Source organism: Bacillus sp. N447-1 (genome assembly GCF_022701035.1).
Classification (GTDB): Bacteria; Bacillota; Bacilli; order Bacillales; family Bacillaceae_G; genus Bacillus_A; species Bacillus_A cereus.
Genome location: NZ_CP065509.1, coordinates 2,217,982 through 2,234,321, shown reverse-complemented (window position 1 = coordinate 2,234,321; position 16,340 = coordinate 2,217,982). Strand labels below are relative to the sequence as shown.

Below are 16,340 nucleotides of genomic sequence, written 5' to 3'. Positions count from 1 at the left end.
TTATGGTGTAAAGCGACTGAATTTAAGTGGTCCGTGAAATATCTTTTCAGCTAATGAATCACTATGACGAATGTATTGTTCGTAAGGAGGAATCGTGTTGACATACATAAGCCAAATTGCGCCTTTTTGATCCATAATTGTGGAAAGTTCTAGTTCGAATAATGAAGAATAAGACTGATCTAGTGTTTGGAATACTTCATTTATAATGTCGTGTAAAGCGTCTTGCAATAGTTGCACACCTGTACTAGATAGTACGTATTTAATTTTTGAAAATGAATGCAATGAATCATCGTCTGTTGCTGAGGGTAAAAGTTGATTAGGAAATGAACTTTTTTGTATAAATTGACCTATAACATTCCAAGTTTGTTCTTTGTTTTTTTGCAAAATAGTTCGAATGTGGAGTGGGTATGTTAATTGATTTGGTGGTTGTAGCATGGTATGCACTATGTAGCGTGATGAACGTATGTTAGATTTACACCAAGATATAAATTCATCTGTCCGCTTGATTGAAAGAGAAGTATGGTATTTTTCATTTACTGTATCGATATGAAACGTTTTATTTTTGTAAGCGACTCGATATAAGTTATCTTTAGAATGTATATTAGTGGGGCGTATAATAATATCTTTAGATTTTAACAACAATTTGAAAATGTTTTGTATCGTTGCCACTTCAAATTTGGGTATATAAGGAGACAGTTTTTTATTAGTGAGAAATAAATCATGTAGTTCACTTAAGTTAATAAGTATGTTATTTAAAAAGGTAGTGGAAGGACGGTTGTGCAAAGAGTGAATAATTGATTTTGCTTTTTCAAAGTCTGTTTCCTCGTGAAAAGAATAACGATCATATATATAAGAAGGAATAGGGAATGTTTGCTCTTTCCATTTTCCTGTATCTGTATCGTAAATAAGACCAGAAACAAGGTCTGTTTTAGAATCAATACAAAATGGCGTAAACTGGGCAACGACATTATGATAAAGCCGAGCGCGTTTAGCGATTTCGGTGTAATACGTTTGCTCATAATGAAGTTTAGAAGTTAAAAGGCCGAGAACCAACGAAATCACTCCTTTACTACTATTTGCATAATAGGCGAAGCTATATATTGCAAATACGTTTTTATACCATTATACTTTTGTCCGTATGATGATATGCTATAGTTTTGGAGAAGTGAAAGGTTGATTGTAATGAATATATGGTTAAATATGTTAACGACGACAGGACTCGGAGCAATTATTGGGGGATACACGAATCATTTAGCGATAAAAATGTTATTTCGTCCTCATCGTCCTATTTATATCGGAAAGTTTCAAGTTCCATTTACACCAGGGTTAATTCCGAAGCGTCGTGATGAACTTGCTGTTCAATTAGGAAAAATGGTTGTAGAACATTTGTTAACACCAGAAGGAATTGGAAAAAAGCTAACAAATGAAGAGTTTCAAAAAGGTTTAATTCACTGGGCGCAAGTGGAAGTGGATAAAGTAATTACGAATGAACAATCACTGCGACATATGTTAGAAAAATGGAATGTAGCGCATGTAGAAGAAGAAGCGACTCGAAAAATCGAACATGTTATTACAGAAAAAATTCATGCATTTTTAGCAGAGTATTATACATATACATGGGAACAGGCTTTACCTCATTCTGTACATCAAAAGATAGAGAATGCGATTCCGAATGTCTCGGCGTTTATTTTAGAGCGAGGAATTAGCTTTTTTGAAAGTGAAGAAGGGAAAGCACGTCTTTCAAAAATGATTGATGATTTCTTTGCTTCTCGCGGAACGCTACTTAACTTAGTCGGAATGTTTTTAGGAAATGTAAGTGTTGTGGATCGTGTGCAGCCAGAAGTTATTAAGTTTTTAGGGCAAGATGCTACAAAGCAGCTTTTAACTGACGTACTGCAAAAAGAGTGGGAAAAGTTAAAAGGAAGAGATGTAAAAGAATTAGAAGCATTTGTAGAGAAAGAAATGATTGTAAGCTCCGTGCTGTCAGCAGTTAAAGTAGAGGAAACAGTGAGTAAGTTTTTAAATCAATCTGTTCAGCAAGTATGTGAACCAGTTCGAGAAACAATTATTGAAAAAGTGGTTCCAAGTGCAGTAGCGAAAGGCTTAAAGTGGGGAACAGAAAATGTAGAGAGTATACTAAATAATCTACACCTTGCAGAAATTGTCCAGCAAGAAGTGTCTACATTCTCAACAGAAAGATTAGAAGACTTAGTTCTGTCTATTACGAAAAACGAATTGAAAATGATTACGTATTTAGGAGCGTTATTAGGCGGAATGATCGGGCTCGTACAAGGATTGTTACTATTGTTTCTTAGATAATAAGGTGAGTACATAGAAATAAAAGTGAAATTTCTTCACATCTCTTGCATAGTTTGATATGGTAAGAAGAGGTGCGTATGTAAATGCACGTAAAAGGCAGTGCGAGTGAAAAGCGCTAGCCTTCTAAAGGAGGAAAAATAAAATGACAAAGAACATTCATGATGTTGCATATGAATTACAAAAAGCAATCGCTGAAAACGAAGACTTCAAAACTTTAAAAGAGAGCTACGCAGCAGTTCAAGCTGACACAGCTTCAAAGAACTTATTCGATGAGTTCCGTACAATGCAACTTAGCCTACAACAGAAAATGATGCAAGGCCAAGAAATCACTGAAGAAGACAACCAACAAGCACAAGAAGTTGTAGCTCGCATTCAACAAGATGCTAAAATTACAAAATTAATGGAAACTGAGCAACGCCTAAACGTTGTAATCGGTGACGTTAACAAAATTATCATGAAGCCACTTGAAGAATTATATAGCGCGCAACAACAAGCGTAATAGTGGAAGACGCCCCTATGGGGGCGTCTTTTTTGTTGTAGAAAAAGGCTTATATTTGGAATAAGGGGAACTGTACGTTTTATATTATATATCCGAATAATTCATGTTCGGTAAAGCGTAATCAATTTTTGATGAAATATGAATAAACTTTCATTAGTATTAACTAAGGTTTTTCTTTAAAATTACATATTAGGACAAGGAGGAAGGTGAACTGTGAGGCGTTGTATCGAGTTATATCACTTTAAATATGAAATATCATTAAAAAAGTTGGTACATGTGATAATGGAAAGTGATTTTTATCAAAATTCTCAGCTAGTAGGAATTTTACTTATAAATGAATCTGAAATTAGGATAAATAATATTAGTATTACAACTAACAAAGTAGAGATTTATTGGAATGATAATGTGAAAGTTATTCTATATCAGAGGATAACTATATTTTTGTGCTTATAACCGTTAAATGAAATGTGTATGCTTTAATTTATGATGACAAAATGTAGAAAATGGAGTTATTGCTGTAGTTAAAAAGGAGTTTTGTACAAAAGTGATTCGAGTATTTAAGTATGAATATCAATTGATTGTAACGTTACTATCGCTTAGTTTATTTAGTTATTTTGCAATCGAAATTATGTTATATCCTAGGGTAGGGATTGAGATAGAGCATCAAGAAAATCATTTGGTGATTAATAATATTGTGAAAAATAGCTGGGCAGCAGAACAAGATCTAGCAGTCGAGGATATTATTGAAAAAATAGATGGGATTCTCCCTGATGATAACTCTAATATTTCATTATATGGTGCTACTGAAAGGGTAAAGAAAATTACAATCAAGAAAGGGGGAACAATAGAAGAATATAAAGTAGAGTATAATCCGTACGATAAGCAATTGGTTTATCATCTTTTTTTACCAACTGTGTTTTATCTAACGTGTTTTTTTGTGGCTACATATATTTTAATACGTGCTCCATACTTGAATGCAGGAACGAAAGATTTAATCTATTTTCTGCATTGTTTAGGAATGAGTTACATTAGTATTATGGCGGGGTTACGAAAAGATTCAATAGCGTATATTGTAGTTGCTATTTCTTTAACGTACTCAGTTGTCTTTTTTATAAAATTTATGGACATGTTTACGAAAAACTTGAAGATAAGGTTTATAACAAAAACAAAATTAATCTACATAAATATAATAGCGTTTATTTTAGTTTGTTTAACCATTTTTATTTATTTAAAATATAATGATTTATCGACGAGTTATATTATATTGTTAAGTTCTGTTTTGTTTTTATTAACAGTATATGTATTGTTTAGATTTTATTTTAAAAGTAGAAAAAGTTATTATTTTAAGTTTATAAGAGTTATTATTATGAGCACAATCATATCAGCCATGCCATTTATATTCTTATTTTTAATTCCTAATTTGATAAATTACAAAGAAATAATAAGTGTCGAGACGACAGCGATCTTTTTATTGGTTCCAATTTGCATTTTTATATGATTATTGAAGGAAAATATTTGATTATAATTTTGTTATTCATAGAGTTCAATATTATGCTTTACTGTCGATATGTCTAACGGGTTTCATCGTTATACTAGGGATTTTAATTTTCCACAATACTAGCGATAACATATTAGATGTTATTCGATTTGCTGGTATCTTGTTTGTTTCGTTAATGCTTTCTTGCTTTATAAAGGATTATTTGGATTTTAAATTAAGGAAAAAATTATATCATTCTCAGAAAAATTATCAGTTTAGTTTACATAGATTTTTACATCAGGCAAAAAATGAATATAAGTTTTCAAACTTAATTGTTAGCATAAAGAGAGAAATCAATGATGTATTAAGAAGAGAAGAAATATGCTGTATTGAAGTGAGTAAAGGGGATAATTCGCTCCAAATTATTGGGGATGGATATGTTTCTGAAGATGTGCTAAAGCAATTGAATGGATATCAGTTAGAGACATATACTGTTGGTTCCATTATACAATTAGAAGATCATTTTGTGTTTGTTTTGTCCATTTCAGCAAAAACAATGATTATATTGTTATGTAAGTCTAATAATAGGAGAGGTTTGAACATTCAAGAAATTGGATGGTTAGAGACATTGTGTAGTTATGCTGATTTATTATTAGAATGCTCATATCAAGTGGAAGAATTAGTGAATCAGTTGCAAACGATAAATGAACCGAAACAGCCTCCAATTTTGCTTTCAAAGTTACTATTTAATTTGTCTGAAAAAGAGCGGACAAATTTGGCGAGTGATATTCATGATGGTGTATTACAAGACCAGATACGCTTGTCTAGGAAATTAGAGGAATATCATAAAGATATTCCAGATGTCGATATGAAAAAAATAATTAACGAAGTATATGAAGATGTCTTAGATCATATTTATGTCATTCGTGAAACATGTAATAACTTACGTCCTCCATTTCTATATGAATTAGGTTTGAAAAAAGCATTATTAGATTTATTTAAACAAGTAAATCTTAAAGCTACATTTTCTTCTATTATGAAATTCAAGATAATATTATTCTACCTAATGTAGAATATGAACAAGCAATTTATAGAATTATTCAGGAGTTATTAAATAATGCACTAAAGCATTCAAAAGCTTCTAAAGTTACAATTCGATTATATGAGCAAAATGGATATTTGAATTTAACTTATGATGATGATGGGATAGGAATGGGGATAGATTTAGACGAGTTAAATCATTCTTATAGTAGTTTAGGTTTATCCGGGATTGTAGCTAGAATTCATAGTTTAGGTGGAGAAATGTCAATAGATTCAAAGGTGAATAATGGATTAAAGATTAAAGTTAGTATGAAAATTGATTAATTGATTCAATCTTTAGATGTGGAAGGGATGAAAAAATGATTTCTGTTCTTGTTGTAGATGATCACGTTGCAGTTGGCCTAGGGACTAAAGCATTAATTGAAAGATATGATGATATAGAGGCTGATGTTTTCCATGATAGTGAAGAAATAAGAGAAGTTATGCATAATAAACAGTATGATGTATATTTAATAGATTTACAAATGCCAAAAATAAATGGTTTAGAGCTTTCTAAATATATACTTAGTGTGCAACCAGAAGCAGCTATTCTTATTTTTACAGGATTTGATGTGCTTGCACATTATAATTTATTAATAGATAACGGAGTACTTGGTGTATTAAGTAAAACTTCTTCTGAGAAAGAAGTGGTAAACGCAATCCGCCATGCAGTGAAAAAAGAAGTAGTTCTTTCTCATCAACTTGTAAGACAGTTAAGGATAGTAGAAAATGCATCTAATATAAATGTAGAAGGCGAAATGAAAAATATAATTTCTTTAAATGATGAAGAGAAGATGATTCTAGTTGAAGTTGGTAAAGGAAAAACAAATAGAGAGCTTGCCGAAATATTAAACTTAAGTCAAAGATCGGTAGAATATAAATTGACCGACATATTTCATAAGTTACAAGTTTCATCAAGAATGGAAGCAGTACAAAAGGCGAAAGAACTATGGTTTATTCCAACTATAAATTTTTAATGTAGCTCTTTATTAAATTGCGGTATTCACGCAAGAAAAATGCGTGAATACGAGAGGAATGTTCGGTGATATAAATGGAAGAATATAGTATAGTTACATTAAAGGCAAAATAAACTCGCGAGGACTAACAGCTTAATATATTGCCTTTTATTAGGATGTATAGTCGTATTCAAGTATATACTAATTAATAACAATCAATATAAATATAATTATTTGAAAGACAGTCAATTATTTTAAGACACGGTAAAAAATTGCTGTAATCAGTTATTAGTATTGCATTGTTAAAAGAGTAATTTAGGGTTGAGTTACTCCAATTGATAAAAATCCTATACTTTGTCAATATAGTGATTTTATCGTCCATTATTTGTTGTTATTTTGCGTTTGTTGTTTTTGCTTGGGCCTCCTTTAAGGAGGCCTTTTTTTTATAGGAAACGGATGAAGTGCATCCTCAGACATTAAAACTCCCTTTCAAAATAGCCATTTCTTATTGGTTATTTTGAAAGGGGTATACTAATAGCAAGGTACTATAAATTTGTTAATAATGTGAATAGGTGGAAGTATTTTTGTACATTTTTAGAAGAGATATAAAAATGTTATTTTAAGATAAACAAAAGGTTGTAAGCGCATTCTTTAAATCTTGTCAAAATAATGTCGAATTCATATTGTTGGAAAAATAATGCATTTGTAATATAATGATAAATGATACTTCACCAGCTTAATTAACTAGGTGAAATTAAAATCTTTATTACACACATTATGAAATAAAGGGTGATTAGTTTTGAGTACAGGTGTAAAAGCAAACGACGTGAATACAAAAACAAAGGGAGCAGATCTTGTTGTTGATTGTTTAATTAAACAAGGTGTTACACATGTTTTCGGTATTCCAGGAGCAAAGATTGACTCTGTATTTGATGTATTGCAAGAAAGAGGACCAGAGTTAATCGTTTGTCGTCATGAACAAAATGCAGCATTTATGGCAGCTGCTATTGGTAGATTAACAGGGAAACCGGGCGTATGTCTTGTAACTTCAGGACCAGGGACATCAAATTTAGCGACAGGTCTTGTTACTGCGAATGCGGAGAGTGATCCCGTTGTTGCTTTAGCTGGTGCAGTACCGCGTACGGATCGATTAAAACGTACGCATCAATCTATGGATAATGCTGCACTATTCGAACCAATCACAAAATATAGCGTAGAAGTAGAGCATCCTGATAATGTGCCAGAAGCATTATCAAATGCATTCCGAAGTGCGACTTCTACAAATCCAGGAGCAACTTTAGTAAGTTTGCCGCAAGACGTTATGACTGCGGAAACGACTGTAGAGTCTATCGGTGCGCTTTCTAAGCCACAGCTTGGAATCGCTCCCACACATGATATTACATACGTAGTAGAAAAAATAAAAGCAGCGAAATTACCAGTTATTTTACTCGGTATGAGAGCAAGTACAAATGAAGTGACGAAAGCTGTTCGTAAATTAATTGCGGATACAGAGCTTCCTGTCGTTGAAACATATCAAGCAGCTGGTGCGATTTCACGTGAGTTAGAAGATCATTTCTTTGGCCGCGTTGGATTATTCCGTAACCAACCAGGTGATATTTTACTAGAAGAAGCAGACCTTGTTATTTCTATCGGTTATGATCCAATCGAGTATGATCCAAAGTTCTGGAATAAACTTGGCGACAGAACGATTATTCATCTTGACGACCATCAAGCAGATATCGACCATGATTACCAGCCAGAGCGTGAATTAATTGGTGATATTGCTTTAACGGTAAATAGCATCGCGGAGAAATTACCGAAACTTGTATTAAGTACGAAATCAGAAGCGGTATTAGAACGATTACGCGCAAAATTATCAGAACAAGCAGAAGTTCCAAATCGTCCTTCAGAAGGTGTTACGCATCCACTTCAAGTGATTCGTACACTTCGTTCTTTAATTAGTGACGATACAACCGTTACATGTGACATCGGTTCCCATTCTATTTGGATGGCGAGATGTTTCCGTTCTTATGAACCACGTAGATTATTATTTAGTAACGGTATGCAAACGCTAGGTGTTGCACTTCCTTGGGCAATCGCAGCTACTTTAGTAGAACCAGGTAAAAAAGTAGTTTCCGTATCAGGTGACGGTGGTTTCTTATTCTCAGCGATGGAGTTAGAAACGGCGGTACGTTTAAATTCTCCAATCGTCCATCTTGTTTGGAGAGACGGCACATATGATATGGTTGCATTCCAACAAATGATGAAATACGGCAGAACATCAGCTACAGAGTTTGGCGATGTTGATCTTGTGAAATATGCGGAAAGTTTCGGGGCGTTAGGTCTTCGTGTTAACACGCCTGATGAATTAGAAGGTGTGTTAAAATCCGCGCTAGCAGCAGATGGTCCTGTCATTATTGATATTCCAATTGACTATCGTGACAACATTAAATTAAGCGAAAAATTATTACCAAACCAATTAAACTAATGGAGGCAGATTTGAGATGACTGTTGCGCAATTAATTGATATTGATGCGAAAAAAACGAAAACGAGTAATGAAGTATATCAAACATCTACAATGCTTGCGCTATTAGATGGTATATATGATGGTGTAATTAGCTTTGAAGATTTGAAAAAACATGGTGATTTCGGCATCGGCACATTTGATCAATTAGATGGTGAAATGATTGCATTTGATAATGAATTTTATCATTTACGTTCAGACGGTTCAGCGGAAAAAGTAGAGCCAGAAGAAACAACGCCATTTGCGACTGTAACGTTTTTTGAAAAAGAAATGAGTTATACGGTAGAGCGTACGATGAATCGTGAAGAAGTTGAAGCGTTATTACATGAATTAATGCCAAGTAAAAACTTGTTTTACGGTATTCGAATGGACGGTACGTTTCGTGAAGTAAGGACGAGAACTGTTCCAAGACAAGAAAAACCGTATACACCGCTCGTTGAAGTGACGAAATCACAACCAATCTTTTCATTTGAAAATACAGAAGGTACGCTTGCTGGATTTTGGACACCAGATTATGCGCAAGGTATTGGGGTAGCTGGATTCCACTTACATTACATTGATGATGAAAGAAGCGGGGGCGGACATGTTTTCGACTATGTTATAGAAAACTGTACGATCCAAATTTGTCAAAAAGCTCATATGCATTTAGCACTTCCAGAAACAGCTGATTTTATGGCGGCTGAATTATCAAGAGAAAATTTAGAAGATAATATTGCAACTGCGGAAGGTGCAGAGTAAGAGGGAAAGACTGTTCCATTTTGGAACAGTCTTCTTTTATTCGTAATGTTATTATTTGTCGATAAATCGATATTTCTTGTCGAATCGTTGATATATTGTAAGTTATGATAGATATATTTGAAAAATCGTTGATATATTGTAAGTTACGATAGATATATTCGAAAAATCGTTGATATATTGTAAGTTACGATAGATATATTTGAAAAATTGTTGATATCGCTTATTTCTTTGAAACAAACGGATGTCCCTCATAATAAAAACGCCACGGATAGTGTACAGCTTCTTCTGCATAGTCGATATTAATACGAGGTCCTGCTGTTATTTTATATTGTGATGATATGTGTTCTTCTTTTGGAACTAATTCAATATGTAACGTATCACTTTGTAACGATACACCGCGTTCTTTTAAAGTGATGCCAAGTGCACGGCATAGTTTGCCAGGACCGTTCGTTAAATTTTTGTACTGCGCTTTTGTAATTTCGGTCTTATTGTAGCGCGCTAGTTTTATTTCTTCTATTCCATCTACCGGTTCAAGAGCTCGAATGAGAACACCTTGTGGGGTGCCCACTGGCGCTGTAATAACGTTAAAGCAATGATACATACCGTAAATTAAATATACGTAAGCATGCCCTGGTGCACCAAACATAACTTCTGTGCGATCTGTCCGTCTGCCTCCATAACTATGTGCGGCCTTATCATCTGGGCCTTTATATGCTTCTACTTCTACAATGATTCCGCTTCGCTTTATTCCGTCTACAATATGAACAAGTTTTTGCCCGAGTAATTTTTTTGCGACTTCTAACGTATCGCCTTCATAAAAAGAAGGAGGTGCCTGCATTGTACTATCTCCTTTGCTAAGTGTATATGTATATAGTAAACCAAATTTTCAGTAGTAATTCTAACTCGTTCTATTTGCTACATTTATTTCATAAATTATGGATAGAGTACAACAGCGAAGAGGGGGAGTGCGACATGATTTATCGCTTACTAGCTCTTAATATAGATGGGACATTACTATACAACAATGGAAAAATTGCAAAAGGATTAAGAGAAACAATTGAATTTGTGAAAAGAAAAGATGTATACGTTACGTTATTTACGAGTCGTAATTTTCAATCCGCTCATAAAGTAGCAAAGGCGTTAAAATTAGATTCTATATTAGTGACACATGGTGGTGCTTTCGTTTCAGCAACGTTAGATAAGCCGTACGTTCAAAGAAGATTGTCTGAAGAGAAGACTTTTAACATTGTGCAAGTGTTAGAGCACTTTGATTGTAACGTACGTATTTCTCATGAACGGTTTTCGATAGGAAATCGTGAGAGAAATACACCAAACTTAATTGCGCGCACTGTATTATCAAGCGCAGATCCGTTATTTTATCCAGTTCAATTTGTAGATTCGTTAGGTGACGCGCTTCGTGACCATCCGGTAGCGGCGCCAAAAATTGATGTTCTTTTCCAAACTAAAGGTGAAAAAGAACGCGGGCTAAATACATTAAGAAAAGCGTTCCAAGATGTAGAGTATGTTGAATGTGATTCAAAACGAATAGAAATTTTACCGCAAAATGTATCAAAGTTACGCGGGTTACAATTGCTTGGAGAGCATTTAAATATTTCGCTAAATGAAATGGTTGCGATTGGAGATAGTATGGAAGATTTAGAGGTTATTGAAAACGTGGGACTTGGGGTAGCGATGGGGAACTCGCCTGTAGAATTAAAGCAAGCAGCCGATTGGATTACACGTTCAAATAGTGAAAACGGTGTAGAGTACATGATTAAAGAGCATTTCCGTAAGCAGTTCCCGCTTCCGTTTTTGAAGAATCATAAAAATACACCGAAACGATAAAAGAAAAACGTAGCTTTTTGGCTACGTTTTTTGTTGAGCTTATTAAAATGAATGAAAACGTTTTAAAATGTGAATTGTGTATGAAATCTATACAATTCACTTGAATCCTTTAGAAAACTAATGTAAAGTGAAGGATGTTGTCAAAATAGTTACACCACATGAAATATTCTTCAGATTAATTTTATTGGGCTCCCATACGTAAAAGTATTTCCGCATGACAGTTTAGTTCACGTATTATTTCAAAAATGAATTGTAGTAATTTTATTAAGTAGTTGTAGCGTTCCTTTGTTGTATTTAAATGGATTATTTTAAGTTAATGTGAGTAAGACCTGGTACATATGAAATGTACTTCTTTTTGTGATTTTAGGAAGTTTAAAAGGGGGAATGAATTTCTTGAGGAAATCATTTAATCAAAAAATTAAAAAGTTAAGTAGTAGTTTAATAGTTGTATTACTAATATGTATGAATTTTTTAATCCATTTACCATTTAAAGCAGAGGCAGCTACAACAGAGTTAAAAGGTTTAGGTGATGTATCTTATTACAACGCCATCATTTTTGGGGATCATAGTGCAACGAGTGCTGATATTGAAGGTGCGATGGCTGTTCAGAAAAATATGAACGCATCAAGTTATACAGTCGTAGCGGCTGCAACTGGAGCAAATAACTTAGCTGGAGCAACTTGGATAGATGAAGGATATCCATCATTATTACTAGGCGGTCAATTTACGAAAGCGGGAGCAGGGCAGGTAATTATTCAAGATGGAACAGTGGCGATGACAAAAGACGGTGACCCAGATGGCGCGATGAAAACATCATATGACCGTATCTCTTATAAAGAGCAAGCGGAGATTGATGCTAAGTTTAAAGAATTTAGAAAAGACGTTGATGGTGTAATTGGGGATGCAAGTAAACTACACACTGATAAGCCAAAACCTAATATGAGCTTTGGAATCGGTGAAGATGTAAACAACCCTAATATTTATGTCTCTTCAGGCCAGACGGGAAAGAAAGCATTCGATGTAAAAGACGTTTTTCTTCCGAATGTAGAGAATAAAGACTTTATTGTTATTTATTCAGATGCAGAAGAAGTGAGTTTTGGTGGCGGTGCAATTTTGTATGATACAAGAAATACTGGGATGGCGACGGATTTAATTAATACATCTCAAGCATACGACCCTAATTCATCTTTTACTGAGTTAGCTAGTAAGGTAATTTGGGTATTTCCTAATGCTACAAAGATAACAACTAAAGGTTATGGTGTAGTAGGTAGTGTGTTTGCACCTAATGCAGTTGTAGAAACAAAAGGTGGTTCTATTAATGGACAAGCCTATGTTGGAGGATTACACCAAAGAGATGGTTTTGAGGTTCATAACTTTAAATTTAACTGGCCAAAATGGAATAAACCAGCAGCTGAAAAAGGACATTTACAAATTAAAAAAGTTGATGAAAACGATGGAAATATTGTTTTAAAAGACGCAAAATTTGATGTTATAGACAAAGATAATAACGTTGTGGCTACTGTTACAACAAACGAAAAGGGTATTGCGGAAGTTAAAGATTTACCACTTGGTGACTATTTTGTAAAAGAAATAAATGCACCAGAAGGATATATAAAAGTTGATACACCAGTCAAAGTAACAATTGATAATACAAACGTAATTGAACTTGTTATGAAGAATACGAAAAAAGTAGAGAATGGCCAATTTAAATTATTGAAAAAAGATAGTGAATCCGGTCAACTTCTGCCAGGTGCAAAATTTGATGTTATCGATAAAGATGGGAAAGTTGTGGAAACAATTGTTACAGATGATAAAGGTGAAGCCTTATCGAAACGACTTCCAGTTGGAAGCTATACATTAAAAGAAGTAGAAGCACCGAAAGGGTATGAATTATCATCTAGTTCAGTTTCTGTTGATGTAGAGGCTAATAAAGTATTGACTGTAGATGTGGTGAATAAAAAGATTCCCGAAAAAGTAACAGGTCAATTTGAAATTGTGAAAGTAGATGCGGAAGATAAAACGAAGGTATTATCAGATGCAGAATTCGAAGTGTATAAAGAGGGTAAAAAAGTAGATACGTTACGAACAGATAAAACTGGTAAAGTAGTTTCTCAGAAATTAGAACCAGGAAAGTACACATTAAAAGAAACGAAAGCACCACAAGGATATAAATTGCTAAAAGAAGAAATTGAAGTCGTTGTGGAAGCGGACAAAGTAGTAGAAGTACAAATAGAAAACGCAAAAGAACTAGGAAGCTTACAAGTAATCAAAAAGGATGCAGAGAGTGGAAAAGTTCTAGCAGGTGCGGAATTTAAATTAAAGAACGAAGCTGGTCAAGTAGTTGGAGAAGCGAAAACAACGAATAAAGACGGCGTTGTGAAATTCGAAAGCTTAGTGCCAGGAAGGTATACGTTAGAAGAAACGAAAGCGCCGGAAGGTTATAAGGCGTTAGAAGTAACAGTAGAAGTAAATGTTGTAGCGAACGAAGTAGTAAAACAAGAAGTTATGAATGAAAAAGTAACAGGTCAATTCGAAATCGTGAAAGTAGATGCGGAAGATAAAACGAGATTGTTATCAGGTGCAGAATTCGAAGTGTATAAAGATGGTAAAAAGGTAGCGGAACTGAAAACAGATGAGAGTGGAAAAGTGATGTCACCAAAATTACCGCTAGGTGAATACACAGTGAAAGAAACGAAAGCACCAGCGGGCTACAAGCTTTCAAATAAAGAATGGAAAGTAACAATTCAAAACGAGAAAGAAGTAGTAAAAGTAGAGGCAGAAAACGAAAAAATCTTAGGTTCTCTACAAATTATTAAAATGGATGATAAAGATCAAACGAAACGCTTAGCAGGCGCAGAATTTACATTGAAAGATGCGAAAGGAAATGTTGTAAAAGAAGGAATTACAACAGATAAGTCTGGAACGGTTAAGGTAGACGGACTTGTGCCAGGTGAATATACGTTAGAAGAAACAAAAGCACCAGAAGGTTATGAGTTAACAAAACAAATAATTCATGTAACAGTTGACGGTGAAAAAGTTATTGATGTAAAAGTAACGAACGGTAAGAGCCTTGGGCAATTCGAAATCGTAAAAGTAGATGCTCAAGATAAAACGAAAGTATTATCAGATGCAGAATTCGAAGTGTATAAGGATGGTAAAAAAGTAGATACGTTACGAACAGATAAAACTGGTCAAGTAGTTTCTCAGAAATTAGAACCAGGAAAGTACACATTAAAAGAAACGAAAGCACCACAAGGATATAAATTGCTAAAAGAAGAAATTGAAGTCGTTGTGGAAGCGGACAAAGTAGTAGAAGTACAAGTAGAAAATGCAAAAGAACTAGGAAGCTTACAAGTAACCAAAAAGGATGCAGAGAGTGGAAAAGTTCTAGCAGGTGCAGAATTTAAATTGAAAAATGAAGCTGGTCAAGTAGTTGGAGAAGCGAAAACAACGAATAAAGACGGTGTTGTGAAATTCGAAAACTTAGTGCCAGGAAAGTACACGTTAGAGGAAACGAAAGCGCCGGAAGGTTATAAGGCGTTAGAAGTAACAGTAGAAGTAAATGTTGTAGCGAACGAAGTAGTAAAACAAGAAGTTATGAATGAAAAAGTAAAAGAAGAAATTACAGGTCAATTAGAAATTACAAAGGTAGATGCTAATAATACAAATAAAACATTAGCAGGCGCAGTGTTTGAAATTTGGAAAGACGGAATAAAAATCGACACATTAACAACAAATAAGAGCGGTAAAGCGACTTCTAAGAAGTTAGAACCAGGAGATTACACTTTAAAAGAAATCCAAGCGCCAGAAGGATATACTTTATCCAATAAGGAAATGAAATTTACGATTTCTAATGAAAAAATTGAAGTTGTAAAGCTTCAAATTACAAATAAAAAAGATACAGATAAAGATCCGGAAAAACCAGGTGAAGGAACAGGAAAACCAGGTGAAGGAACAGGAAAACCAGGTGAAGGAACAGGAAAACCAGGTGAAGGAACAGGAAAACCAGGTGAAGGAACAGGAAAACCAGGTGAAGGAACAGGAAAACCAGGTGAAGGAACAGGAAAACCAGGTGAAGGAACAGGAAAACCAGGTGAAGGAACAGGAAAACCAGGTGAAGGAACAGGAAAACCAGGTGAAGGAACAGGAAAACCAGGTGAAGGAACAGGAAAACCAGGTGAAGGAACAGGAAAACCAGGTGAAGGAACAGGAAAACCAGGTGAAGGAACAGGAAAACCAGGTGAAGGAACAGGAAAACCAGGTGAAGGAACAGGAAAACCAGGTGAAGGAACAGGAAAACCAGGTGAAGGAACAGGAAAACCAGGTGAAGGAACAGGAAAACCAGGTGAAGGAACAGGAAAACCAGGTGAAGGAACAGGAAAACCAGGTGAAGGAACAGGAAAACCAGGTGAAGGAACAGGAAAACCAGGTGAAGGAACAGGAAAACCAGGTGAAGGAACAGGAAAACCAGGTGAAGGAACAGGAAAACCAGGTGAAGGAACAGGAAAACCAGGTGAAGGAACAGGAAAACCAGGTGAAGGAACAGGAAAACCAGGTGAAGGAACAGGAAAACCAGGTGAAGGAACAGGAAAACCAGGTGAAGGAACAGGAAAACCAGGTGAAGGAACAGGAAAGCCGGGTGAAGGAACAGAAAAGCCAGGTGAGGGAGTAGAAAAACCTAATTTACCAGAAAAAGGACAAGGTTCTTCTAATAATCAACAACTCCCAGCTACAGGACACAATACGAATTACGTTCCATTCATCGGTTTTATGCTTCTGTTACTAGGAATACGTTTAAGATTCATGGCTAAAAATAGTTAACGAATGTATAAAAGGCATCAGAGATATATAATCTCTGATGCCTTTTAAGTGAATACAGATAAAATGAAAATATCTATATG

At 34.6% G+C, this 16,340-nt stretch carries 12 protein-coding genes; 10 read left to right on the top strand and 2 right to left on the bottom strand.

Translation table 11 applies throughout. The features are described from left to right. Positions 1–1,053 (bottom strand): YheC/YheD family endospore coat-associated protein, encoded by a 1,053-nt coding sequence (locus IQ781_RS11225; RefSeq protein WP_139847173.1) that lies wholly within the window; start codon positions 1,051–1,053, stop codon positions 1–3. Between the two features lie 129 nt (positions 1,054–1,182). Between IQ781_RS11225 and IQ781_RS11220 the strand changes: the two genes are divergently transcribed. The 8 genes from IQ781_RS11220 to alsD all read left to right on the top strand — a co-directional run bounded on the left by IQ781_RS11220 (position 1,183) and on the right by alsD (position 9,594). Continuing rightward, positions 1,183–2,319: a DUF445 domain-containing protein gene (locus IQ781_RS11220; RefSeq protein ID WP_139847174.1), complete on the top strand. Its 1,137-nt coding sequence runs from the start codon at positions 1,183–1,185 to the stop codon at positions 2,317–2,319. A 142-nt stretch (positions 2,320–2,461) separates the two neighbouring features. Beyond that, positions 2,462–2,818: a YlbF/YmcA family competence regulator gene (locus IQ781_RS11215; protein ID WP_000164614.1), complete on the top strand. Its 357-nt coding sequence runs from the start codon at positions 2,462–2,464 to the stop codon at positions 2,816–2,818. 544 nt (positions 2,819–3,362) lie between these two features. Further along, positions 3,363–4,316, top strand: a complete 954-nt coding sequence (locus IQ781_RS11210; RefSeq protein ID WP_242808303.1) for a PDZ domain-containing protein — start codon at positions 3,363–3,365, stop codon at positions 4,314–4,316. A 202-nt stretch (positions 4,317–4,518) separates the two neighbouring features. Further along, on the top strand, positions 4,519–5,367 hold the full coding sequence (locus IQ781_RS11205; RefSeq protein WP_242808302.1) for a sensor histidine kinase: 849 nt from the start codon (positions 4,519–4,521) through the stop codon (positions 5,365–5,367). Next, positions 5,319–5,660 carry a sensor histidine kinase gene (locus IQ781_RS11200; protein ID WP_348773935.1) on the top strand — a complete coding sequence of 114 codons (342 nt, stop codon included), beginning with the start codon at positions 5,319–5,321 and terminating at the stop codon, positions 5,658–5,660. Before IQ781_RS11205 ends, IQ781_RS11200 begins: the two co-directional genes overlap by 49 nt. A gap of 35 nt (positions 5,661–5,695) precedes the next feature. Then, positions 5,696–6,352 carry a response regulator transcription factor gene (locus tag IQ781_RS11195; protein WP_000626498.1) on the top strand — a complete coding sequence of 219 codons (657 nt, stop codon included), beginning with the start codon at positions 5,696–5,698 and terminating at the stop codon, positions 6,350–6,352. A gap of 778 nt (positions 6,353–7,130) precedes the next feature. Next, positions 7,131–8,819, top strand: a complete 1,689-nt coding sequence (gene alsS, locus IQ781_RS11190) for an acetolactate synthase AlsS (RefSeq protein ID WP_000103542.1) — start codon at positions 7,131–7,133, stop codon at positions 8,817–8,819. Positions 8,820–8,835: 16 nt separating this feature from the next. After that, on the top strand, positions 8,836–9,594 hold the full coding sequence (gene alsD / locus IQ781_RS11185; RefSeq protein WP_016125545.1) for an alpha-acetolactate decarboxylase: 759 nt from the start codon (positions 8,836–8,838) through the stop codon (positions 9,592–9,594). A gap of 220 nt (positions 9,595–9,814) precedes the next feature. Here alsD and IQ781_RS11180 read toward each other — a convergent pair whose 3' ends face one another. Next, positions 9,815–10,432: a DNA-3-methyladenine glycosylase gene (locus tag IQ781_RS11180; protein ID WP_001148797.1), complete on the bottom strand. Its 618-nt coding sequence runs from the start codon at positions 10,430–10,432 to the stop codon at positions 9,815–9,817. Between the two features lie 134 nt (positions 10,433–10,566). Between IQ781_RS11180 and IQ781_RS11175 the strand changes: the two genes are divergently transcribed. Together IQ781_RS11175 and IQ781_RS11170 are read left to right on the top strand one after the other, a co-directional pair. Beyond that, positions 10,567–11,439, top strand: coding sequence for a Cof-type HAD-IIB family hydrolase (locus tag IQ781_RS11175; protein ID WP_000640431.1), 873 nt, complete (start codon positions 10,567–10,569; stop codon positions 11,437–11,439). Positions 11,440–11,832: 393 nt separating this feature from the next. Then, positions 11,833–16,260 carry a SpaA isopeptide-forming pilin-related protein gene (locus tag IQ781_RS11170; RefSeq protein WP_242808301.1) on the top strand — a complete coding sequence of 1,476 codons (4,428 nt, stop codon included), beginning with the start codon at positions 11,833–11,835 and terminating at the stop codon, positions 16,258–16,260. Positions 16,261–16,340 lie beyond the last annotated feature (80 nt).